Source organism: Sphaerospermopsis torques-reginae ITEP-024, from assembly GCF_019598945.1.
Taxonomy (GTDB): Bacteria; Cyanobacteriota; Cyanobacteriia; order Cyanobacteriales; family Nostocaceae; genus Sphaerospermopsis.
This window is the reverse complement of record NZ_CP080598.1, coordinates 4492673-4513135: the sequence shown is the minus strand read 5'-3', so window position 1 is coordinate 4513135 and position 20463 is coordinate 4492673. Positions and strand designations below refer to the sequence as shown.

29 protein-coding genes are annotated in these 20463 nt (G+C 36.3%); 18 read left to right on the top strand and 11 right to left on the bottom strand.

What is annotated here, in order from left to right; genetic code table 11:
- Positions 1 to 166 precede the first annotated feature (166 nt).
- The 4 genes from nifU to nifB all read right to left on the bottom strand — a co-directional run bounded on the left by nifU (position 167) and on the right by nifB (position 4436).
- The gene (nifU, locus tag K2F26_RS20945; protein ID WP_220609329.1) at positions 167 to 1069 is read right to left on the bottom strand and encodes a Fe-S cluster assembly protein NifU; all 903 of its coding nucleotides are present in this window, start codon (positions 1067 to 1069) and stop codon (positions 167 to 169) included.
- Positions 1070 to 1200: 131 nt separating this feature from the next.
- Positions 1201 to 2412, bottom strand: a complete 1212-nt coding sequence (gene nifS / locus K2F26_RS20940; RefSeq protein WP_220609328.1) for a cysteine desulfurase NifS — start codon at positions 2410 to 2412, stop codon at positions 1201 to 1203.
- A 132-nt stretch (positions 2413 to 2544) separates the two neighbouring features.
- The gene (locus tag K2F26_RS20935; protein ID WP_194059989.1) at positions 2545 to 2883 is read right to left on the bottom strand and encodes a 4Fe-4S binding protein; all 339 of its coding nucleotides are present in this window, start codon (positions 2881 to 2883) and stop codon (positions 2545 to 2547) included.
- A gap of 116 nt (positions 2884 to 2999) precedes the next feature.
- Positions 3000 to 4436 carry a nitrogenase cofactor biosynthesis protein NifB gene (nifB, locus tag K2F26_RS20930; protein ID WP_220609327.1) on the bottom strand — a complete coding sequence of 479 codons (1437 nt, stop codon included), beginning with the start codon at positions 4434 to 4436 and terminating at the stop codon, positions 3000 to 3002.
- A 1592-nt stretch (positions 4437 to 6028) separates the two neighbouring features.
- Between nifB and K2F26_RS20925 the strand changes: the two genes are divergently transcribed.
- The 6 genes from K2F26_RS20925 (at position 6029) to K2F26_RS20900 (ending at position 9071) form a co-directional block, all read left to right on the top strand.
- Positions 6029 to 6973, top strand: coding sequence for an NAD(P)-dependent alcohol dehydrogenase (locus K2F26_RS20925; RefSeq protein WP_220609326.1), 945 nt, complete (start codon positions 6029 to 6031; stop codon positions 6971 to 6973).
- Positions 6974 to 7097: 124 nt separating this feature from the next.
- Positions 7098 to 7343: a type II toxin-antitoxin system Phd/YefM family antitoxin gene (locus tag K2F26_RS20920; RefSeq protein ID WP_096568597.1), complete on the top strand. Its 246-nt coding sequence runs from the start codon at positions 7098 to 7100 to the stop codon at positions 7341 to 7343.
- The gene (locus tag K2F26_RS20915) at positions 7340 to 7765 is read left to right on the top strand and encodes a type II toxin-antitoxin system VapC family toxin (protein WP_220609325.1); all 426 of its coding nucleotides are present in this window, start codon (positions 7340 to 7342) and stop codon (positions 7763 to 7765) included. Before K2F26_RS20920 ends, K2F26_RS20915 begins: the two co-directional genes overlap by 4 nt.
- A 265-nt stretch (positions 7766 to 8030) precedes the next feature.
- The gene (locus tag K2F26_RS20910) at positions 8031 to 8261 is read left to right on the top strand and encodes a DUF433 domain-containing protein (protein ID WP_220609324.1); all 231 of its coding nucleotides are present in this window, start codon (positions 8031 to 8033) and stop codon (positions 8259 to 8261) included.
- A gap of 110 nt (positions 8262 to 8371) precedes the next feature.
- Positions 8372 to 8746 carry a type II toxin-antitoxin system RelE/ParE family toxin gene (locus K2F26_RS20905; protein WP_193942352.1) on the top strand — a complete coding sequence of 125 codons (375 nt, stop codon included), beginning with the start codon at positions 8372 to 8374 and terminating at the stop codon, positions 8744 to 8746.
- Positions 8747 to 8750: 4 nt separating this feature from the next.
- Positions 8751 to 9071 carry a transcriptional regulator gene (locus K2F26_RS20900; RefSeq protein ID WP_137667205.1) on the top strand — a complete coding sequence of 107 codons (321 nt, stop codon included), beginning with the start codon at positions 8751 to 8753 and terminating at the stop codon, positions 9069 to 9071.
- A gap of 13 nt (positions 9072 to 9084) precedes the next feature.
- On the opposite strand, the gene K2F26_RS20895 is transcribed toward K2F26_RS20900, so the two are convergent.
- The 5 genes from K2F26_RS20895 to K2F26_RS20875 form a co-directional block, all read right to left on the bottom strand.
- The gene (locus tag K2F26_RS20895) at positions 9085 to 9471 is read right to left on the bottom strand and encodes a hypothetical protein (protein ID WP_220609323.1); all 387 of its coding nucleotides are present in this window, start codon (positions 9469 to 9471) and stop codon (positions 9085 to 9087) included.
- A gap of 4 nt (positions 9472 to 9475) precedes the next feature.
- Positions 9476 to 9736 (bottom strand): type II toxin-antitoxin system RelE family toxin, encoded by a 261-nt coding sequence (locus tag K2F26_RS20890; protein WP_220609322.1) that lies wholly within the window; start codon positions 9734 to 9736, stop codon positions 9476 to 9478.
- Positions 9733 to 9978 carry a hypothetical protein gene (locus K2F26_RS20885; RefSeq protein ID WP_220609321.1) on the bottom strand — a complete coding sequence of 82 codons (246 nt, stop codon included), beginning with the start codon at positions 9976 to 9978 and terminating at the stop codon, positions 9733 to 9735. The genes K2F26_RS20890 and K2F26_RS20885 overlap by 4 nt, the downstream gene beginning before the upstream one ends.
- A 414-nt stretch (positions 9979 to 10392) precedes the next feature.
- A complete protein-coding gene (locus K2F26_RS20880) occupies positions 10393 to 10821 on the bottom strand; it encodes a hypothetical protein (protein ID WP_220609320.1) in 429 nt (142 codons plus the stop codon).
- On the bottom strand, positions 10814 to 11110 hold the full coding sequence (locus K2F26_RS20875) for a hypothetical protein (protein ID WP_220609319.1): 297 nt from the start codon (positions 11108 to 11110) through the stop codon (positions 10814 to 10816). The genes K2F26_RS20880 and K2F26_RS20875 overlap by 8 nt, the downstream gene beginning before the upstream one ends.
- A gap of 429 nt (positions 11111 to 11539) precedes the next feature.
- Here K2F26_RS20875 and K2F26_RS20870 point away from each other — a divergent pair, with 429 nt between their 5' ends.
- From K2F26_RS20870 to K2F26_RS24975, 4 genes are all read left to right on the top strand, one after another.
- Positions 11540 to 11779: a UPF0175 family protein gene (locus K2F26_RS20870; RefSeq protein WP_220609318.1), complete on the top strand. Its 240-nt coding sequence runs from the start codon at positions 11540 to 11542 to the stop codon at positions 11777 to 11779.
- A 178-nt stretch (positions 11780 to 11957) separates the two neighbouring features.
- Entirely contained in the window at positions 11958 to 12161 is a 204-nt protein-coding gene (locus tag K2F26_RS20865; RefSeq protein WP_220609317.1) for a type II toxin-antitoxin system HicB family antitoxin, read from the top strand.
- A complete protein-coding gene (locus tag K2F26_RS20860; RefSeq protein ID WP_220609316.1) occupies positions 12158 to 12385 on the top strand; it encodes a type II toxin-antitoxin system HicA family toxin in 228 nt (75 codons plus the stop codon). Before K2F26_RS20865 ends, K2F26_RS20860 begins: the two co-directional genes overlap by 4 nt.
- A 120-nt stretch (positions 12386 to 12505) precedes the next feature.
- Positions 12506 to 12694 (top strand): helix-turn-helix domain-containing protein, encoded by a 189-nt coding sequence (locus K2F26_RS24975; RefSeq protein ID WP_246605438.1) that lies wholly within the window; start codon positions 12506 to 12508, stop codon positions 12692 to 12694.
- Between the two features lie 303 nt (positions 12695 to 12997).
- Here K2F26_RS24975 and K2F26_RS20850 read toward each other — a convergent pair whose 3' ends face one another.
- Both K2F26_RS20850 and K2F26_RS20845 read right to left on the bottom strand, forming a co-directional pair.
- On the bottom strand, positions 12998 to 13327 hold the full coding sequence (locus tag K2F26_RS20850) for a type II toxin-antitoxin system RelE/ParE family toxin (protein WP_220609315.1): 330 nt from the start codon (positions 13325 to 13327) through the stop codon (positions 12998 to 13000).
- On the bottom strand, positions 13311 to 13574 hold the full coding sequence (locus K2F26_RS20845) for a hypothetical protein (protein WP_194060007.1): 264 nt from the start codon (positions 13572 to 13574) through the stop codon (positions 13311 to 13313). The genes K2F26_RS20850 and K2F26_RS20845 overlap by 17 nt, the downstream gene beginning before the upstream one ends.
- A 643-nt stretch (positions 13575 to 14217) precedes the next feature.
- Between K2F26_RS20845 and cysE the strand changes: the two genes are divergently transcribed.
- The 8 genes from cysE (at position 14218) to K2F26_RS20805 (ending at position 20436) form a co-directional block, all read left to right on the top strand.
- Entirely contained in the window at positions 14218 to 14946 is a 729-nt protein-coding gene (cysE, locus tag K2F26_RS20840; protein ID WP_194060008.1) for a serine O-acetyltransferase, read from the top strand.
- A gap of 126 nt (positions 14947 to 15072) precedes the next feature.
- A complete protein-coding gene (locus K2F26_RS20835; protein ID WP_194060009.1) occupies positions 15073 to 15330 on the top strand; it encodes an Asr1405/Asl0597 family protein in 258 nt (85 codons plus the stop codon).
- A 286-nt stretch (positions 15331 to 15616) separates the two neighbouring features.
- Entirely contained in the window at positions 15617 to 15814 is a 198-nt protein-coding gene (locus K2F26_RS20830; protein ID WP_220609314.1) for a DUF2949 domain-containing protein, read from the top strand.
- Positions 15815 to 16368: 554 nt separating this feature from the next.
- Complete coding sequence (gene nifV / locus K2F26_RS20825; RefSeq protein WP_220609313.1) at positions 16369 to 17502, top strand: homocitrate synthase; 1134 nt, start codon at positions 16369 to 16371, stop codon at positions 17500 to 17502.
- Positions 17489 to 17779, top strand: a complete 291-nt coding sequence (locus tag K2F26_RS20820; RefSeq protein WP_220609312.1) for a nitrogen fixation protein NifZ — start codon at positions 17489 to 17491, stop codon at positions 17777 to 17779. Before nifV ends, K2F26_RS20820 begins: the two co-directional genes overlap by 14 nt.
- Positions 17754 to 17957, top strand: a complete 204-nt coding sequence (gene nifT / locus K2F26_RS20815) for a putative nitrogen fixation protein NifT (RefSeq protein ID WP_220609311.1) — start codon at positions 17754 to 17756, stop codon at positions 17955 to 17957. The genes K2F26_RS20820 and nifT overlap by 26 nt, the downstream gene beginning before the upstream one ends.
- Positions 17958 to 18145: 188 nt before the next feature.
- Positions 18146 to 18685: a (2Fe-2S) ferredoxin domain-containing protein gene (locus tag K2F26_RS20810; protein WP_220609310.1), complete on the top strand. Its 540-nt coding sequence runs from the start codon at positions 18146 to 18148 to the stop codon at positions 18683 to 18685.
- A gap of 611 nt (positions 18686 to 19296) precedes the next feature.
- Positions 19297 to 20436 (top strand): hypothetical protein, encoded by a 1140-nt coding sequence (locus K2F26_RS20805; protein WP_246605437.1) that lies wholly within the window; start codon positions 19297 to 19299, stop codon positions 20434 to 20436.
- Positions 20437 to 20463 lie beyond the last annotated feature (27 nt).

The following is a 20463-nucleotide window of genomic DNA, read 5'->3' as shown; positions in this document are numbered from 1 at the left end:
TCACGCCTTGTATCTACGGCAGTGAGCGTGTAATAGAGCGTCCCAGGTTATGGAGGCGATCGCTCTACCAAACATAAATTTAGTGTTGTGTTCATAGTGTTTATTAGGTTGTAAGAATTACTGGTTTGTTAGTTGTCAATTGTCAATTGTCAATTATCAATTGTGACTAAACTTCTTCAACAATGATGTCTTTGTTGACGCGATCGCGTAATCTTGATTCAATCGCAATCTTTAAAGTTGCAGTGCTACTTGGACATGAACCACAAGCACCTTTAAGAATTACTTTCACCTTATCGCCTTCAATATCGTAAAGTTCAACATCTCCCCCATCGGCAATTAAAACGGGTCTGACTTCTTCATCTAATACTTTTTGAATTAGGGCGATTCTTTGAACATTAGTTAATGGTTTTTGTTGCCCTACTGTGGAAATTTCTTTGTTAGCTGTTGAGCCATTTGTACTTGCGAGTTCTTTCTCGTACTCTTGCTTAACTTCCTTTATTATATCATCAATCTTCACTAAACAAGAACCGCATCCGCCACCAGCTTTTACATAATTTGTTACCTGTTCTGCACTGAAGAGGTTATTCTGTCTTACTGCTTTCTTGATCTTAGCATCAGTTATTCCAAAACAACTACAGATTAGGACACCTTCATCATCGTCATCATGTGCCGCTAAAGGAATGCCACGATAGTTATAGATAGCAGCTTCTAAAGCTTCCTGACCCATAACAGAACAGTGCATTTTCGCTTCAGGTAAACCACCCAAATATGCAGCGATTTCCTTATTTGTAACTTTCAAAGCTTCATCTAAAGTTAGACCTTTAACCATTTCAGTTAAAGCACTAGAAGAAGCGATCGCACTGGTACAACCAAAGGTTTGAAAACGAGCATCAAGAATTTTATCAGTTGCTTCTTCAATTTTTAAATGTAATCTTAAAGCATCACCACAAGCGATACTTCCTACATCACCCACAGAAACCTTTACACCAGGTTCATGATTATCTTCAATTGCGCCTTGATTTTTAGGCTCGTAAAACAATTCTAATACTTTCTCAGTGTAGTCCCACATAGTTAATTTTGGATTTTGGATTTTGGATTTTAGATTTTGGATTGATGATTGGTAATTGGTGATTGGTGATTGGTAATTGGTAATTGAAACAATATATTTGCTATTACCCATTACCCATTACCCATTACCTATTACCGATTTACTAAAGTTTGTCCATGTTGTTGTAACCAACTTGCATCATCATTTTTGAAGGGAGATAATGCACGTAGTCTTTCAACAATTTCTGGCATTACTGCAATTACTTGATCAATTTCTTCTTCAGTGGTGTAGCGACAAAGACTGAAACGAATTGAACCATGTAAAGTAGTGTAGGGTAAACCCATTGCTCGTAAAACGTGAGATGGTTCAAGAGAACCCGAAGTACAAGCAGAACCAGAGGAAGCACAAATATTATGCTTATTCAAAAGTAACAGAATTGCTTCACCTTCAATATACTTGAAACCGATGTTAGAAGTGTTAGGCAATCTATTATTTACATCACCGTTTACTGCACAATCAGGAATCTTAGCCAGTAAACTTTGTTCGAGGCGATCGCGCAATTTTCTTTCTCTCTTTGTCGCCTCTTCTAAGTGTAACAGTTCCAGTTCCGCAGCTTTGCCTAAAGCGATAATTCCAGGAACGTTTTCTGTACCTGCTCTACGTCCTCTTTCTTGGTGTCCACCTATTAAGAAAGGACGGAATCTCACACCACGTTTCACATACAAAGCACCAATACCCTTGGGAGCGTGAATTTTATGACCAGATATTGTTAACATATCAATTGTGCTGGTCTTCATATTCAAGGGTACTTTACCTACCGCTTGTACTGCATCAACGTGAAAGATAGCTCCATACTCTTTTACTCTAGCACCAATTTCTTCAATTGGAAAAATTGTGCCGGTTTCATTATTGGCATACATTACTGTTACTAAAGCAGTGTTGCCAGTGAGAGAAGCTTCCAACTCATTCAAGTCTATTTGTCCCTTACTATTAACAGACAAATAAGTAACTTGATAACCTTGAGTTTCTAATTGTTTGCAGACATTTAAAACAGCGGGATGTTCTACCTGGGAAGTGATGATGTGGCGTTTATCTGGTTGAGCTAATAACGCCGCACGAATAGCAGCATTATCACCTTCAGTACCACAACTTGTAAAGACAATTTCCGATGAATCTTCTGCTCCCAATAAAGCTGCAACATTTTCTCTAGCCACTTTCACATCTTTAGCTAATTGACCGCCAAAAGTGTGCATACTAGAAGGATTAGCATAGTAGTCAGTCAAGTAAGGTAGCATAGCTTCCAAAACTTGAGGATCTACTTTTGTAGTTGCATTATTATCGAGATAGATGCAATTCTTTAACATTTCACTCACTATTTACTTAGTTATGATTTATTGTTTATTGGATTTGGGTAATTGGTGATAGGTAATTGGTAATTGGTAATTGGTAATTGCTAAAAACTTCTTTACTGTCACCTGTCACCTGTCACCTGTCACCTAAATCACTGCTTGTTGTTTTTTCAATTGTTCCGCTAATTTCTGGGAATAAGTGTTATACCAGCGTTCCCAATAATCTTGTTTATTGGTTAATTTTGCAATCACGCGGTTATAAGTAGCAAACCACATTTCCCAATAATCTTTTGATTCTTCTACACAACCACTAGCTGTAGGACAAACTGCTTTACATTGAGGAACAGTGTAAATAGTATTAGCACAGTTTGTACACTTTTCAGAATCAATTACGTGCTTACCTTCAACTTCTTGAATTGCACCATTAGGACATACAGACACACAAAGATTACAGGAAATACACTGGCTAGTAATTGTGTAAGCCATGATTATTCTCCTTTGAGGTTTTGGGCTGTAGTAATGGGTGAATAGAGAAGGCAAAAGTGAGAAGTAAAAAGAACAGTATTCTTCAAACTTTTGACTTTTGACTTCCTAAATATTCATTACTGTTTCGCCTTTACATACTGCTCGTAAAACTCTAAAGCAACTTTTTCGATTACATCGTAAGCTTCAACAGTCTGTATGCCGGCTGCGTGCAGTTTCTCTTTAGGACAGTTGCCAATTTTGGAAACTAAAACCGCTTTGCAATCTGCAATTGCTTTCATTATATTCTCTGCGGTTGCTTCTTCGCCGTATCCACCTTGACAATATTGATCAATTCGGCGATGTCCTGCATAACGAACTTCATTTCCATCAACTTCGTAAACTTGAAATTCTTTCGCGTGTCCGAAGTGTTGGTTAACTAAACCACCGCCTTTAGTAGCAACTGCAACGAGAATTTTTTCCTTAGTAGCTGTTTGTTTTTCAGCCTTAACTTTCTCTTTTGCTAGTTTGATTTCTTCTCTAAATTTCTCAATTCCTTCCTGTACTTCTTGACGTTTTTCTAAGTCATATTCTGGGGACATTTCCAAGAATTTCTCTTTAGTAAATTCCTGGCTGCGGTCTTCTCCTAATAATCCTACCGCATCGGCACGACACTGGCGACAGTGACGCATCATTTTCATGTTACCAGAACATTGATCCTGTACTTCTTTCAGTTCTTTGTTGGTTGGTCCACGTTGACCAGTTAAACCAAAATGTGTACCATGTTCTGGGGCAGAAATTAGCGGCATGATGTTGTGCAGGAATGCACCTTTTTCACGAATTGCTTTGTTAACTTCTACCAAGTGTTGATCATTAATTCCGGGAATCATCACAGAATTAACTTTACACAAAATGTCAGCTTCTTTTAAAGCTTGCAATCCTTCCATCTGCTTTTCTAGCAGAATTTTCGCACCTTCTACACCTCTATAACGTTTGCGTTTATAGTGAACCCAAGAATAAATTTGTGCGCCTATTTCTGGATCAATGGTGTTGAGGGTGATGGTAACGTGATCTATATTTAATTGTTTGATGCGATCAATATATTCTGGTAGCATCAAACCGTTGGTTGATAAACAAAGCTTAATATCTGGTGCTTTATCTGCAATCAACTCAAAGGTACGAAATGTTTTTTCGGGGTTTGCTAAAGGATCGCCAGGTCCAGCTATTCCCAAAACTGTCATTTGGGGAATTTTACTCGCTACAACTAATACTTTATGTGCAGCTTCTTCTGGTGTCAGTAACTCACTGACTACCCCCGGACGACTTTCGTTAGCGCAGTCATACTTGCGGTTACAATAGTTACATTGAATGTTGCAAGCTGGGGCAACGGCAACGTGCATCCGTGCATAATGGTGATGCGCTTCTTCGCTGTAACAAGGATGGTTGGCGATGCGTGCTTTGAGTTTTTCGTCCATTTCTGGTGCTGTGCTGCTATCGCAACCGCAACCACCAGATTTGGCTTTGAGATTGGGTTCCTGTTCGGAGGAGGTGAGGAGTCCTGTAGCCGGTAGTGTCATTGAATTTCGCAAACGTCGGTGGACTAGATGGCCACTGTGGGAGATGCCGTTGCTCCTTCCAATGCCTATGAACTGAAGTCGCGTTTATACTCTCTTTGCCCCCAAGGGTTAATTTGGCAATAATATCAATTTTGGTAATTTATGATAGATTCTAAATTTTGGTGACATTTAATTCAAAATCCCAAATCTAAAATCTAAAATCCAAAATTGATCGGGCAATCAATCCTTGAAGTTTGGCTGGTGTGTGTTAACTTTGGGTTTTGGGTAGATGGGTACAGCCGCGACTTCCTTTCACTTCAGGCATGGTGCTATCTCATCCCTCCACTCACTTTTCGCTGTTGATTTGTTAAGGAGCGTTAAGTGATTGGCGATAAATGATTTATAGCAGCACTTTTTATATGGCTTTTTGCTATCTCTAGGATAGGATTTATTGGATTTATTATGTTTGTACTCAGTTCTATAATTCCCTATCTCTGCAAGGATTACATTAATTAAATAATATTTTTTCGGGTATGGGTGCTAGTATTTTTTGCTTGGGGTACGAGTATTTATAAACTGGGGTTCAGGATTTCTTTGTACTCATTCAAAACCCAATCTCTGTCAGGGTTTGGATAAAATATTATTGAATTTTCGCTTACATTTACAATGTACTCAAATCCTACTCTATTTCTTCTGAAAGTCTTAATATATAAGGAATTTCAGGATTTAAGCTCCATTTACAGCCGTTTTACTAAAGTTTTACTAAGTCGGAAAGATGCCTATTGTATTCTGTATCCACAATAGCATTTTTTTTCAGATAAAAATGCAGTTTATATTCTTTTAAGTTTTCGGTAAGCAATCAGCAATCAGCTTTCAGCGAGTCGTTAGATTTTAGCGGGAGCATCCCAATTTTGAAAAAATAACCGCAGCAACACCAAAAAATCTCTTCAACTCTCTTACCTTTGTGTCCTTTGCGTCCTTTGCGGTTCAATCATATCAGTCCCTTAGATCATTTTTTCCGTGAGATCAAAATCAACTTACACATTTGGAATGCTCCCTGAAAACTCTCTTCTTTCTTCTTACCTTCGTGTCCTTCGCTCCTTCGTGGTTAGTTCATTTTATGTCTTAACCTCAGACAAAAAATAAACTTACACATTTGGGATGCTCCCGATTTTAGCTGAAGGCTGTCATGGTTTAATAATACTATAGTCTTAATGCAGATAATTTGCAAGTAATCTTATTTTGTTTAAGGGAGGGAATAGAAATAAGTAATCAACTATCAGTAATCAGTAATCAGCTTAGAGATGTAAATATACAGGTTGGTGAAATTATAAGCCTTGAAAGTTTTTCATAATTTGTCTAGGTTTCACAGCTTTTTCATAAGGAAATTTACAGACTAATATTTGTGTTTTTTATGATTTTTGCTAATGGCTGAATGCTGACGACTGAATGTTTATGAATAGGGAATAGGGAATGAAAAATAATCTCAAATTAGGTGACAGGTAACAGTAAATAAGTCTTGTTGAACTTTTGGCGATCGCCTACGGCGCTGCGCTACGCGCAATCGCTAAACTGTAATTATGGCAAACAAATATATAAGGATGGGAATTTTTATGAAAGCTATGGTGATACGTCGTTATGGTTCTCCTGAAGTCTTGCAATATGAAGAGGTGGAACAACCAAAAATCAAACCTGATCAGCTATTGGTGAAGGTTCACGCTAGTAGTGTTAACCCTATTGACTGGAAAACCCGCAAAGGAATGTTAAGCATTTTGACTGGAAACAAATTTCCTCTTATTCTCGGTTTTGATGTCGCTGGAGAAGTGGTGGCAGTTGGTTCACAGGTGACGCGCTTTAAAGGAGGTGACGCTATTTATGGCAGTACCAGCTTTCCTGGGGGTGCTTATGCAGAGTTCGCAGCCATCCCGGAAAATTTAGCAGCTACTAAACCTACTAACATGAGTTTTCAGGAAGCTGCCACCGTCCCATTAGCAGCGTTAACGGCTCTCCAATCCCTGCGAGATTTGGGAAATATCAAATCAGGTCAAAAGGTATTGATTAACGGTGCTTCGGGCGGTGTAGGGGTGTTTGCGGTGCAAATTGCTAAGGCGTTAGGTGCTGAAGTGACTGGTGTTTGCAGTGCTAAAAATTTGGATTTGGTGAGGTCTTTGAACGCAGATTTAGTTATTGACTATACGCAACAAAACTTTACAAAAGGTAATGTGCAGTACGATATCATTTTTGATGCGGTTGCTAAAAGTTCGTTTTCTAATTGCAGAAATGTTTTAACGCCAAATGGAATTTATGTATCAACTTTGCCTATACCAGAGGTAATTCTACAGAGTGTTTTAACGGCGTTTCTTCCTGGGCAAAAGGCGAAAATTGTCTTGGAAAAGCCGAATAGTCAGGATTTGGGTTATTTGAAGGAGTTAATTGAAGCGGGTAAATTGCGGACTGTGATTGATCGCACATATCCGTTACAAGAATTAACAGAAGCCCATCGGTATAGTGAGGGTGAAAGGACTGTGGGGAAAATTGCGATCGCAATTACACATTGAGTCAAGTTTCGCGCAATCTCCGTCAGGAGATCCCGCAGGGTAGAAGCAAAGGCGCAAAGTTAGTATATCTTGAAATAATTTGAAAATGGTACTAAACTTAGTTTATAAACTTAGCTAAAAAGCCGTGGAAACTGTCAATATCCATCAAGCTAAAACAAATCTTTCACGTCTGTTATCTCGTGTAGAACTGGGTGAGGAAATTATCATCTCTAACCGGGGTGTTCCTGTGGCCAAGCTAGTTCCTTTTAGTGTCTCATCTAATAGACGTGACAGTTTAGGGCAAGATAAAGGACTTTTTGTAGTACCAGAAGACTTTAATGCGCCCTTACCAGATGATATTTTGGCAGCATTTGAGGGTAGTGAAGAGTGAAATTTTTATTGGATACTCAATGTTGGTTATGGTGGTTTGTTGAACCAGAGCGTTTAAATGAAGAGGCGATCGCACAGATAGCTGATGAAAACAACGAACTATGGCTTTCTGTTGCTAGTGTGTGGGAAATGGGAATAAAAGTGGCGATGGCTTCGCCCGCCGCAGGCAACGGTAAGTTACCATTACCAGAACCAATAGATAGTTACATTTCTAGTCGCATGGTGCGGTTAGGTGCGAAATATTTGGAAATTACAGCTTCTCATGCACTCAGAACAGCGACTTTACCTTTACATCATAAAGATCCTTTTGATCGAATGTTAATAGCTCAGGCACAAATGGAGGATATGACAATTATTACGGCTGATCCAATGTTTAAAGAATATCAAGATACTGCTATTATTTGGGCAGCGAATAAAAGTTAAGCAATGCTCATTGGTGTCAACTTAACGTAAAACCGATCATCCGACTGGGAATGAATTCCCAGTCTCATAGCAGAAGTCATCTAAAGATGACTGAAAACGCGCACAAATCTATAGTTTACTTTAGTAAACTTTGACTATTAGCCCGGAAATTCATTTCTGGGCGGGTGTGGAAGCCAACAAATAAGACATTTTTTCGAGCTTGTTTATTATTTGCATCTCGCTCCCTAGATGTTAAAATGGTATAGAGTAAGATAGAGTAAATAATATGAGCTATCAAGATATCATTACCATTGAACCAGATAAACGGGGTGGTAAACCTTGTATTCGCCGGATGAGAATTACAGTCTATGATGTTTTAGGTTGGTTAGCGTCTGGGATGTCTTATACAGAAATATTAGAGGATTTTCCTGAATTAACGGAAGCAGATATTAGAGCTTGTTTAGAATTTGCTGCTGATCGTGAACATCGTTTAGTTGCTGCGGTAGGTGCTAATTGAAATTGCTGTTTGACAAAAATTTGAGTCGTAAATTAGTAACTAGATTATTCAAAAAAGGAAGGCATGAGCAATTATAATATTGAATATTTCCGTCTTTGAGTGTAGAATTAATGAGTTGTACTGTCGAATTTCATGAAGATTTTGAACCTGAATTTGATGCTTTACCAGAGGATGTGCAAAATAAGTTATTTGCCCGTGTTAGTTTACTAGAAACTTTTGGTTTTGAATTAGGGCGGCCTCATGTTGATACTCTCAATGGTTCGCGCCATAGCAATATGAAAGAATTAAGGTTTAAAGCAGCAGATGGTGTTTGGCGTGTGGCCTTTGCATTCGACCCCAGACGGAATGCTATATTATTAGTTGCAGGTGATAAATCAGGTGGAAGTGAAAGTCGTTTTTATAAGCAACTGATCAAAACTGCTGATGCTAGATTTGATGCACATTTAGCTCAACTAAAAAAACAATCAGAAGAAAAGAAAGGATAAAACAATGGGGAAAACTTTAAAGGAAAAATTAGAACAGTTATCACCAGAAAGACGACAAAAAATTGAAGAAGAATCTAAGTTGCTAATTGCTGAAGAAATGGCACGACAACAATTGAGATTAGCACTTAAACTCACTCAGGAACAAATGTCAGAAGTAACTGTTTCTCAAATGGAAAATCGTACTGATTTAATGCTTGCAATTTTGCGAAAGTATATTACTGAGATGGGTGGTGAGTTGCGTCTTGTTGTTGAATTTCCAAACCATCCACCTATTAATATATTAGATATCTCGGAAATTGAAGAATTGGAATCAAAAGCGAGTTAATTTGGATAAAAACTTAATTTCTTACCTGTTGAAAAGTTTTATAATTTTTACAAACAACCTCTAAACAAATATCTCCTTGCAAATGAAAATAAATTGGTGATTCTAAACTGGTATTATCTACTTTATTTTGATTGACAAATGGATAGGATTTAGATAAATATTTCTGAATATCATCTTCAATTTTTTTGAGTTCAACTTCTCCTACCCAAAAACAAATATCCTCATCATCTGTATTTAGAGGTTGGGAAAAAACTAGGTGAATAATGTGGTCAAGTTCAATAGCGACATCATCAGCTTCAGGACCAAAGGTAAAGTCAAGATGTAATCCCAGGGTTTGAGGATTTAAGGAAATACCAACTAAGTCAGCACTTTTTAAATCATCGAGAAAATCTGATAACATAAGATCATTGTTTATAAACATCTTTACGATGTAGACAATGAAGAACTATAACAGTGAGAGTTTGATCATCAATTTCATAACGAACTCGATAATCTCCTATTCTAATTCTATATTCATTATCAAATCCTTTGAGTTTTTTCACTCCAGATGGACGCGGATCTTCAGCTAGAGATAAAATTTTTTCTAAAACTCTAGCAGATACATCATTTTGTAAATTATCAAGTTGTTTCTGCACCGGTTTAGGTATAATAACTTTGTAACTCATAAAGGTTGAGTATTTCTATTAGCAATATATTCTTGAATCGTTTGATAATCACCATTTTGATAAGCCTTTCGAGCTTCTGCAATTTCGGATATAATTTGGGTATTTTGCTCTATTAAATCTTCTTCATCTTCTAAAAGTTGTTCTTCAAGCAGTTCTAGAAGTTTCTGCTTTTCTTCTAACTTGAGGGATGAAATTGCAGTAATTAATGATTCAAAGGGAATTTGTAGGTTAACTATGGTCATTATTGGTTATCCTGTCAGGTCAATTATATTTTTAATTATGTCATATTTTCAGCTATTTTACATCTAGAACAATTTAGTATTGATGGTCAATGGTTACGATGTATGAATATTAAAAGATAAAGAAGGGGTTTATCCCACAAGGAAATGAATTTCCTTGCTCATAGCAAAAGTCATCTTTAGATGACTAAATAGAGAAAAAATCTAGTAAACTTTAGTTTACTTTGGTTATTAGCCCAGAAATTCATTTCTGGGCGGGTATGGAAGCTAACAGATAAGCCATTTTGAATTAAGTTGATACTACACCATTAACCTATGTTAAACTCCTATGAATATTGTGAGAAAATATGTGTTGGGTTTCGTTCCTCAACCCAACCTACTTACTACTTACTACTCACTATTCACTAATGTTTATTACTACCATTGAACAGACCTAATTATTGTAAACCCAATTAAAATAACTATAAAAAGACGAATAACTTCGCCCCAAAAATATCTATCCTTAATTAATTCATTGATAGATGTAATTTTACTTTCTCCATCAATGATTGAATTTTCCTGATCTAATGAATTTTCTTTCATCAAAACTAACTCAAGAGGAGATTCTTGTTCTATTTTACTAATATCTAATTCTTTTTCTTGTGTAATATTTTCTTGTTTCAATTTTGAATCTGAAGGAGATTCTTGTTGTATCTTCTCATCAACCTCTAAGTCAGTTTTCGGTTTAAAAGCTTCTGTCATCAATGATCTAAAATTGTACTTTCTCGAAAAAATAGTTGAAGCAAAGGAAAGCAAAAAAAGTATTAGAGCGTTAATGATGTAAGCAATGACATTATATTTATTCATTTTCTATATAACTCCTTGTATTACATTCTAAAAAATCGAATTGTTCACAAGCATATTCCCTGATTTTTTTACCTACCCAGTAACCAGCAAATCTGCCTTTATTAAAACCATCTATACCTACAATGTCATAATAAGATTCAAATACAGGATAATTATCATTATTGTTTATTCTACTGCGTTGATTTTGATAATTGTCAACTTCAGTCGATCTCACATGAGTTTGTGAATTCTGAATATCCAGTGTCTTGTTATTTATTATAGATTCTGCTCTGGATTCTAAATTATCCAATAATAGCAATGAGCATATTATTAGGATTACAATAATGAAACGCCAAAATTTTCTGATCATTACTATTTTTTGTGTAGTTATTAAAATCCAAATATAGCTGGAATAAATTCAACAATGAAACCAAGAAGCCATAAAGCTAACCAAAAAGCTGCTGCGCCTACGAAAAATACTACTAATTGTCCGAAGAAATTATTGATCATATTGATATCCACTCTCTAATAGGGTTTTCAAATTTCAAACTTGCATCTATTCTTAACTACTCTACACCACACACTCAAACCTGAAAAGCGGAAAAAAGCGGATAGCAAAAAAAATTCACAACACAAGGCGGAAAAAGACGGATAAATACGGATAAAGTCTGATAAAATTACCTGTATCCAGTTAGATTCCTATTTGCTAAAATCAAAGCAACAATTTACAAAAGCAATCATGATAATTTCGGATGAAGTCGTCAAAGCTAGTGGTTTATCAGAAAATCAACTTTTGCTAGAAATTGTAATTATGTTATTCCAGCAAGAAAAAATCAGCTTGGGTAAAGCTAGTGAAATCATAGGAATGAATCAAATTAAGTTTCAAAAATTACTTGCCCAACGGGGAATATGTATTCATTATGATGTAGCTGAGTTACAGGAAGATATTCAACATTTACGGTCAAAAGGCTGGTTATGATTGTTATTAGCGATACCTCACCTTTGAGTAATTTAGCCACTGTTCGTTGCTTGTCACTTTTACAGCAGATTTACAACAAAGACGGATAAAGTCTGCTAAAATTACCTGTATCGAGTTACATTCTGATTTGCTAAAATCAAAGCAACAGTTTACAAAATCCATATATGGATCTAAAAATATGAAACTAAAAGTAATCTTAGAACCTAGTGATGAAGGTGGTTATACTGTTTATGTCCCTTCCTTACCTGGTTGTATCAGTGAAGGGGAAAATGTTGATCAGGCATTAGCAAATATTCAAGAAGCTATAGAGTTATATCTTGAACCTATAGAAAATGAATTTTCCTTGAGGGAAGGTATGATTGTCAGAGAGTTGGTTCTATGACTAAAGTTCCTAGTCTTCCATACCATAAAATCATAGCTGCTCTAGAACGAGATGGATGGATTGTAGTTCGTCAACGCGGTAGCCACATTCGATTAGAAAAACAACTAAATGATGAGGTCTTCAAGTTGACAGTTCCCGCCCATAAAACTGTTAAACGCTCTACTCTCGCCCATATCTTAAAACAAGCTCATATTGATGTTGAAAGATTTATTGATATGCTATGAGATGTCATAGCTATAGCGATCGCCCCTATTACAAAAAAAATTACAAAAAAAGACCAGCAAAAACCAATAAATACGGATAAAGGCTGCTAAAATCAGTGATGTATCTTTACATTCCTCAATATGCAGATTCACGAACTACTACAATTTGTGGATGACGCTGTTTATCTCAACACAGGTGAGCATCTGAACGACATACAACGTGCAGTAATTGAAGGTTCACTCAATCATCAAAAGTATGCTGATATTGCTGAAGAATGTGGTTGTAGCGCCGGTCATGCAAAGGATGTAGGTTATGAACTGAAATCTTAAATCTGTTCTGGAACGACAGGGAAATATAAATATTTCTTTCGGTGATAATATCGGTGATAATAATAGTAATATATTTGGAAAAGGTAGTATAAAAATTAGCTGTAAAAATCCTAAAAATAAATCAGATAAAAATAATTCTATTCATCCTAAATTCAAACATCGGAAAAAGAATAAAACTCAGATAGAAAAAATTGATAAATTAAGGTATTTTGGTTTAAGTGATGAACAAATTGCAGAAGTGCTAGATTTACCTTTGGAGGTTGTCAAGCAGGTGGAATAGGACATTATTTAAGTAGAACAAAATTAAATTAAATCTTCTAAATCATCAACTGTCATAGGTGCTTGAGCCGCATGGCGAACATATAAAACAGATACAATATTGTCTCTAATTGTAAACATCACTCTGTAAATATTTTTAGATTTACCATAAAGCAATTGACGAACTTCTTCTGGAAAAATCTCATGTTCAACTGCCAAAGCACAACGCTGGGGTTTATCTTGTAAAGTAGCAATAGCATTCATCAATCCTCGAAACCAGGTATCAGCAAATTCAGGATTACGTTCTCGATACCAACGATATGCTTGCTCAATCTGTTTTTCCGCAATTGGAGTAATTTCAACTTGAAATGTCATATTTCTGTTGCATTTCCTGAATAAAATCTGCAAGAGGACGAGTTTGGCCACTGTTGAGTTCTTCAAAACCCTGCTGAATACCAGCAATAGTTTCCAAATGCTCAATTAATTGGCGTATCTTGCTAGGTTCAATTTTACCAGGATCGAGAAAAGTAATGAGAACCTGGGTACTATTATTGACATTTTCGGGAATTTCGGTAAATTCAATCTGTCCGTCTCGATAAATACCTTCGACTGTTTTTAGCATAAGTCTTGTGGTGTTGATTATTTTTTAGATTATACCATAATTTTCACAAGATATTTAATATTCTCATCCTGTAAATCCTCTAATCCTGGACATCCTGATTCTGACAATTATAACATAAGAACATAACCAATACTAAGTAAAATTCTCTGATCACTCAACTTTTATTCCTACCTATTGCTATTTTGTATTCCCCCCTACAGAAAATAAAATCCTAAAACAAAATAAAGAAATCGGTCTTTTGACTACCAAAACTCTACACTAATAATAGTAACAGCAAATACATAAAACCTTTATTTTCCGTCATTAACACAACTTTTCTCATCAACTGAGTACAACTTAATATATCTCAAAATATCTTGCCTAAATCGCTGTAACTCTCACAGGCAAATAGATTTAATTGAGTACAAAAAACCTCAAACCTAACCCCAAAAATACCCGTACCCCTGTGCTAAAAAGCTAGTACCCCTACCCCAACAGAAAATGTAAATTTGTGTTAAATATCTGTTAAATAGGGGTTTAAACCTATTGAGTACAATCTTAATAAATTCAATAAATCTAATCGGTAGCTGGGATTTTCTCTGCTTTCGAGTCACCTGATATAAGCAGAAAAACACAACATGGCTCTCTTAACCAGACAGTACCGATGCAACAGTCTCTAGACAGTCTCAAAACCCAAGCTGCAAATACAGACTCGCGGAAAAATCTACTCTCTGGCGATTTTTTAGAGCCATTAATGAGTGATTTTCGCATCATTTTTGAGCGTGATCCAGCCGCACGAAATTGGTTAGAAGTTATCTTTTGTTATCCTGGTTTTCATGCTCTTTGTTTACATCGTCTCGCCCATTGGTTACACATTCGTAAAGTGGGTTTTATTCCCCGTTTAATTTCTCATTGGGGACGATTTTTTACAGGTATTGAAATTCATCCAGGTGCAAAAATTGGTAAAGGTGTATTTATCGATCATGGGATGGGTGTGGTTATTGGTGAAACTGCCATTATCGGCGATTATACACTCATTTATCAAGGTGTAACTCTCGGTGGAACAGGGAAAGAAAGCGGTAAACGTCATCCCACTTTAGGTAATAACGTGGTTGTGGGTGCAGGTGCGAAAGTTTTGGGAAATATTCAAATTAGCGATCGCGTGCGGATCGGTGCAGGTTCTATCGTTTTACGTGATGTTCCTCCTGATTCTACCGTGGTTGGTATTCCTGGGCGCATTATTTCCCAAAAACAGAAAAAACGCATTTCTCCTTTAGAACATGGAAAATTACCCGATGTGGAAGCAGGTATAATTCGTTCTTTACTTTCCCGCATTGAACAACTTGAACAACAAGTTAAAACTCTCAAAAATCATCAACAAGATGATGTATAGCAATGGAAATATCGGTAGTTCACAAATTGAGGATGGAATTTTCTCGACAAAAGCGTTTTCCTCCTGACTCCTGACTCCTGCTATATGAGAAAACTGTAAACTTTGCCTATCAACGAGCAGTAATTTATGTCCTTGAATGGTAACTTTTTGGCTTTAGGTGAACAATTTTTGGAAATTCCTTTGAGCGATCGCTCGGAAATTTTTCACCGCTTGCAAGAGTTAATGATTGCCTGTAGTTGTGAACCGGATGGTTCTTTAAGAGTGCAAATTAATAGCTTCAAAGAGGCAGTGATTGTGCAAAATACCATCATGCAATTTTTAGCTTCTCGTGAGGAATTAGTGGAATGGTTAGAAAGTTGTTGGTACTGCGGTTATAATGGCTAATTCTCAAAACCGATGTGAGTGATACAATTCACGACTTATCTCAGGTTTAATCACCACAATATCAGAAGTAAATTCAAGATGCAAATTTAATTTATCTTCTGTCATAGTCAAAGTTATTGTTCACTCACAATTTCACTTGCATAATTACGACAATTAACCTAAGCTTAGGTTTCACTTATTTTTTACCATCTGCTAAATCTCCAATTTTTCTGACATATTTTATTCTGTAATGGAGTGAAATTAGCAGGTAAATCTGTGTCTATTTTGATATTTTGAACGTCAACTTATGGTAAACCGTAACAGCGATAAGAAATTATTGCAATTTATACATAGTGAACTGTCACTTTCAAAAGCTGATATTGCTGTTGCTTTGCGACATCGTGAATTTGATCAAGGTCCCATTCCCATGCTGCTTTGGCAATATGGTTTGATAGATTTACAACAGTTAGAAAAGATTTTTGATTGGTTAGTCGAACAAGGTTAATCAATTGAAAATTGTCAATTGACAATTGACAATTAAAAAATATCAGGATCTTCCAGAAATATATATTCTGACTCCTGACTCCTGACTCCTGACTTCTTAATTATGAGGTAAATATTATGATTACGAGTTTAATTGCTGGACTGAGTATTTTGTTACTGACAGGACTTACTAATAGCTATATTAGCTACTGGCTATTTGTAGAACATCCCAAACATGAGCAAAATAAATCTTCCTAAATGATACCGAAATTTAGTTTTCTAACATACAGATGTGGTGTGAGTGATTGAGCAATAATTAAATATTATCAACTGTTTTGAATAACTCCTGTTATTTTTAGCAGTTATCTAAAAAAATTAATATTTGCTTTATATCTATGTGGAATGGCCATTGTAGCATTAAAGGACATTAGTAAAAACTAAGAATTCAGGATTCAGGAGTCAGAATATTTGATCAATCCTTAGATGATCAAATAGTGTTTTGTGGCGTAAACGTCAAAAATCTGACCACTAATAGCTGAACGTTTACAGTAAAACTTGGCTAGAGGAATGTTTGAGATGAGTCAAATTAGTATTAATGATACTACGTTACGTGACGGAGAACAAGCAGCGGGAGTTGCTTTTAACTTAGAAGAAAAAGTAGCGATCGCCAAATTTCTCGATGCCATTGGTGTACCAGAATTAGAAGTAGGTATACCCGCAATGGGAGAGGAAGAAATTCGTGCTATCAAAGCAATTTCTGAGTTAAATTTAGATACTAAATTACTAGCTTGGAATCGTGCAGTTATCTCAGATATAAAAGCCTCTATTGCCTGTGGAATCAAAAGAATACATATTGCTATTCCCGTTTCTGGTATTCAAATTGCCGCCAAATTTCATGGTCAATGGCGAGTTAGTTTACAAAGACTAAAAGACTGTATTAACTTTGCCCTAGATCATGATTTATGGGTAGCAGTAGGGGGAGAAGATTCTTCTAGAGCAGATGAAAGTTTCCTCGAAGATGTAGCTTTATATGCTCAAGAATGGGGTGCATCTAGATTTCGTTTTTGTGATACAGTGGGAATCCTTGAACCTTTTAAAACTCACCTCAAAGTTAAACGATTAGTATCTACTTTATCAATTCCCGTAGAAATTCACACCCATAATGATTTTGGTTTAGCAACTGCTAATGCTATTGCAGGAATTAGAGCCGGCGCAGTTTCTGTAAATACCACCGTGAATGGTTTAGGAGAAAGAGCAGGAAACGCAGCTTTAGAAGAAGTTGTTATGGCTTTAAAACATATCTACAATGTTGACTTAGGAATTGATACAAAAAATTTCTTAAAACTATCTCAATTAGTTGCTAATGCTGCAGGTGCAAACGTGCCACCTTGGAAAGCAATTGTCGGTGAAAATACCTTTGCTCACGAGTCAGGAATTCATGCTGATGGTGTCCTGAAAAACCCAGAAACCTATGAACCATTTGCACCAGAAGCAGTAGGTTGGGAACGTCGTTTAGTCATCGGTAAACATTCTGGAAGGCATTTATTATCTAACTTATTAGCACAGCATGGGATATTTTTGAATGACGAAGAAACCCAAGCTGTTTTAAATGCAGTTCGCCATGAATCTACCATCAAAAAACGCAATCTTTCCACAGAAGAATTATTGAATTTAGTACAAGAACAGAGGTATTTTCATGCAGCGAGATGAAATAGAACTAAATGATCCACCAGTGTTTGAAATTGGTGAAAAAGTCCGAGTTAAGAAACTCATCAAAAATGATGGTACTTTTCCAGGGCGAGAAATTGGCGAAGTTTTAGCCAAAATTGGAGATGTTGGTTATGTGGCAAGTATAGGAACTTTTTTACAAGCTTACTATATATATGCCGTACATTTTTTAGATACAGGGTACATCATCGGTTGTCGCAAAAGAGAACTAGAATCTGCTGAGGAAAAATCACATGAAAGTAATGCTACGGACGAATGATGCTGGAACTTTGGTTGTCTATGTCGCTAAAAAAGACCTAGAAGAAGAAGTTGTGAAACAAACAGATAGTGAAGCAGGTAAAGTTCTCACTTTAGCTAATGGTTGGGAATTAGAATTTAGTGAAATCCCAGCACAAGAAAATTTACCCCAAACTGTCGAAGCTAAACGTCTTTCATAAGTATTCAGCCGTCAGCCGTCAGCTATCAGCTTTCAAGGCTAAAATACAAACAATGATCACAAATGCAGAGAGTGTAAACTTCCTCAATTAATGCTGCTAAATCTTTGTTTTTGCTATTATAAGCTGATTACTGATTACTGATAGCTGAATGCTTACTTCTCTCATTTTATCTCGTGAGGGTTATCAATATGGGTGAAAAATATCTCACATTATCGGAATTAAATCTAGAAGGACAATTTTTATGTTTTGTCGGTAATAAACCCGAAAAATATAAACATTTACGTTTGGCTGTTCCTGCTGGCAAGATTAAAATTAAAATACCTCAAGATTTACTCTGTTATTTAGTTGCATCTTTAGTACCCGGTGAACAAATTCGTATTCAGGGAATTAGCCAATTAAATCCACGCAAAAATAAAATAAAACTCATAGCTTATAGAGTCCAACAAGTTGGTTTTTGTCCAATTAATTATCAATTAAAAGAAACACAAGCTAAGATTATGGTTTGTCAAAAATCTGGTTGTGTGAAACGAGGTAGTAAAGGTTTATTATCAGAATTAGAAAAAACTTTGTGCGATCGCGGTTTACTGCATAAAGTTAAAATTGAACACACCGACTGTCAAAAACGTTGTAGTAGCGCCCCTAATTGTGTTTTAATGTTGGGTAAAAAACAATATAATAAAATTCATCCAGAGGCGATCGCATCTTTGTTAGAAAATCATTTAACTTAATAGACATCTGGTGGTAATGGATGTAAAAACCATTCATGAATTGTCCCTACATTCATTTTCGAGATATTTAATACACCACATTGCATTTTCATAACTTAATACCTATGGTAATCCGATTTTATTCGTCAAATTATTTGTTTAGGTAGGCAAAAGGCAAAAGGCAAAACGGTTTGATAAGATTTAGTTGTACTGAGTTTTATTCAAAATTCAAATATTATTCCTACATAAAGCTGTATTTAATCATTAGTACAGACATCAAGATTTTATTCAATCATAAATTACAGCAGTTTCCGTTCATGTAGATGGAATGTGCTGTAACTATAAATTAACAAAGTTACTAAAAACGTATTAATACTTATTAATACTGAAATATTGTAACTTTTAATTACATTTTTCGGTTCAATACTCAAGAGTTTTTAATCTTTAGTCAGTTGACAGAAAACCTAAAAAAAACTGATAAACAAAATAGTAATTAACTTGTTAAAAATATTGATCCTCACTCAGTCTGAGTAAATTTAAAAATATCAGCACTGGTAAAAGTTTGGTTTTTAGCAAAAAAATGCTATAACAGTGACACGAAACAAATGTATAAAAGTGTGAGGAGTACAACTTTGACTACACGCAAATTCGCCAACATCATCTCAGCCAACTGGATGCAGTTCCTAAGCATCAATATATTAGGCTGCCTTTTACTATCTACATCTGCCGGCACAAAACCCGCTTCTGCGGTTGATAACTCAGTTCCTGCTACTGTCAGCAACGAATTAGAAACCCAGCTAGAAACAGTATCCAGCCAAAATTTTAGGCAAAATTTCAGCCAAGAATCTCAAGATACAGTTATTGAAAATAATCAACCGCTGAAGTTTTCCCCAGCACCTCAAACTATCTCACAGCTAGATTTCTCTACCAGCCTCGGTGATACCTTTCAACAAGCAAATCAAAACTCTTCTCTGAAAAAGTCTTCTCTTCAGCCCAAACAACCTCAAACCATCGCTCAAGTAGATCCCTCTGCTGGTACAACTGTAGGTGATACTTTTGTAGAAGCAAATAGACTACGCCAGGAACTACTGATTGATCCCATTATTCAAATTGAACCTCCCCTCAAAGGTGCCCCTGGTTCCAGTGCAGGTACACCCACAGGCTATGGTGCAAGTTGGGGACAAGCCTTTGTTGGTGGTGGACTATTCTTTCCTTTTGATGGCAAAGTAGATGGTTCTCTATCTCTCGGTTTTGGTTTAGGAAACGCAGTGAAATCAGCAGGTCTAGAAGTCGCCTTCAATATTATCAGTCTCGGTGGTCAAGATAACTTCTTTGGAGACTTTGGTGATAGTGGTACCGTAGGCTTAAAACTACACAGAATCCTGTCCAGGGATACAGCCGTAGCCGTTGGTTGGTCAAATGCCATTAAATGGGGAGAAGCAGATATTCCCCAAGAGACTATCTATGGTGTAGTTAGCCAGAGATTTGACGCACTCTCTGTTTCTTTGGGTGTTGGTAGTGGCAGTTTCAGATCCAAAGGTGCTAGAAATGCCGGTGATAATGATCTCAACTTATTTGGCAGCATAGGTTATAGAGTCACACCACAAGCATCCCTTGTTAGTAGTTGGACTGGAAGTGGTCTTAACTTAGGTGCTTCTTTTGTTCCCTTCAAACAAAGTCCTGTGGTAATCAATGCTATCTTTACCGATGTCACTGACAATCTTAATAGTTCTGGATTTAGTTTAAGTGCAGGTTATAGTCTTCAGTTCTAACAATACCTTTGCCATTTTCCCGTAGGT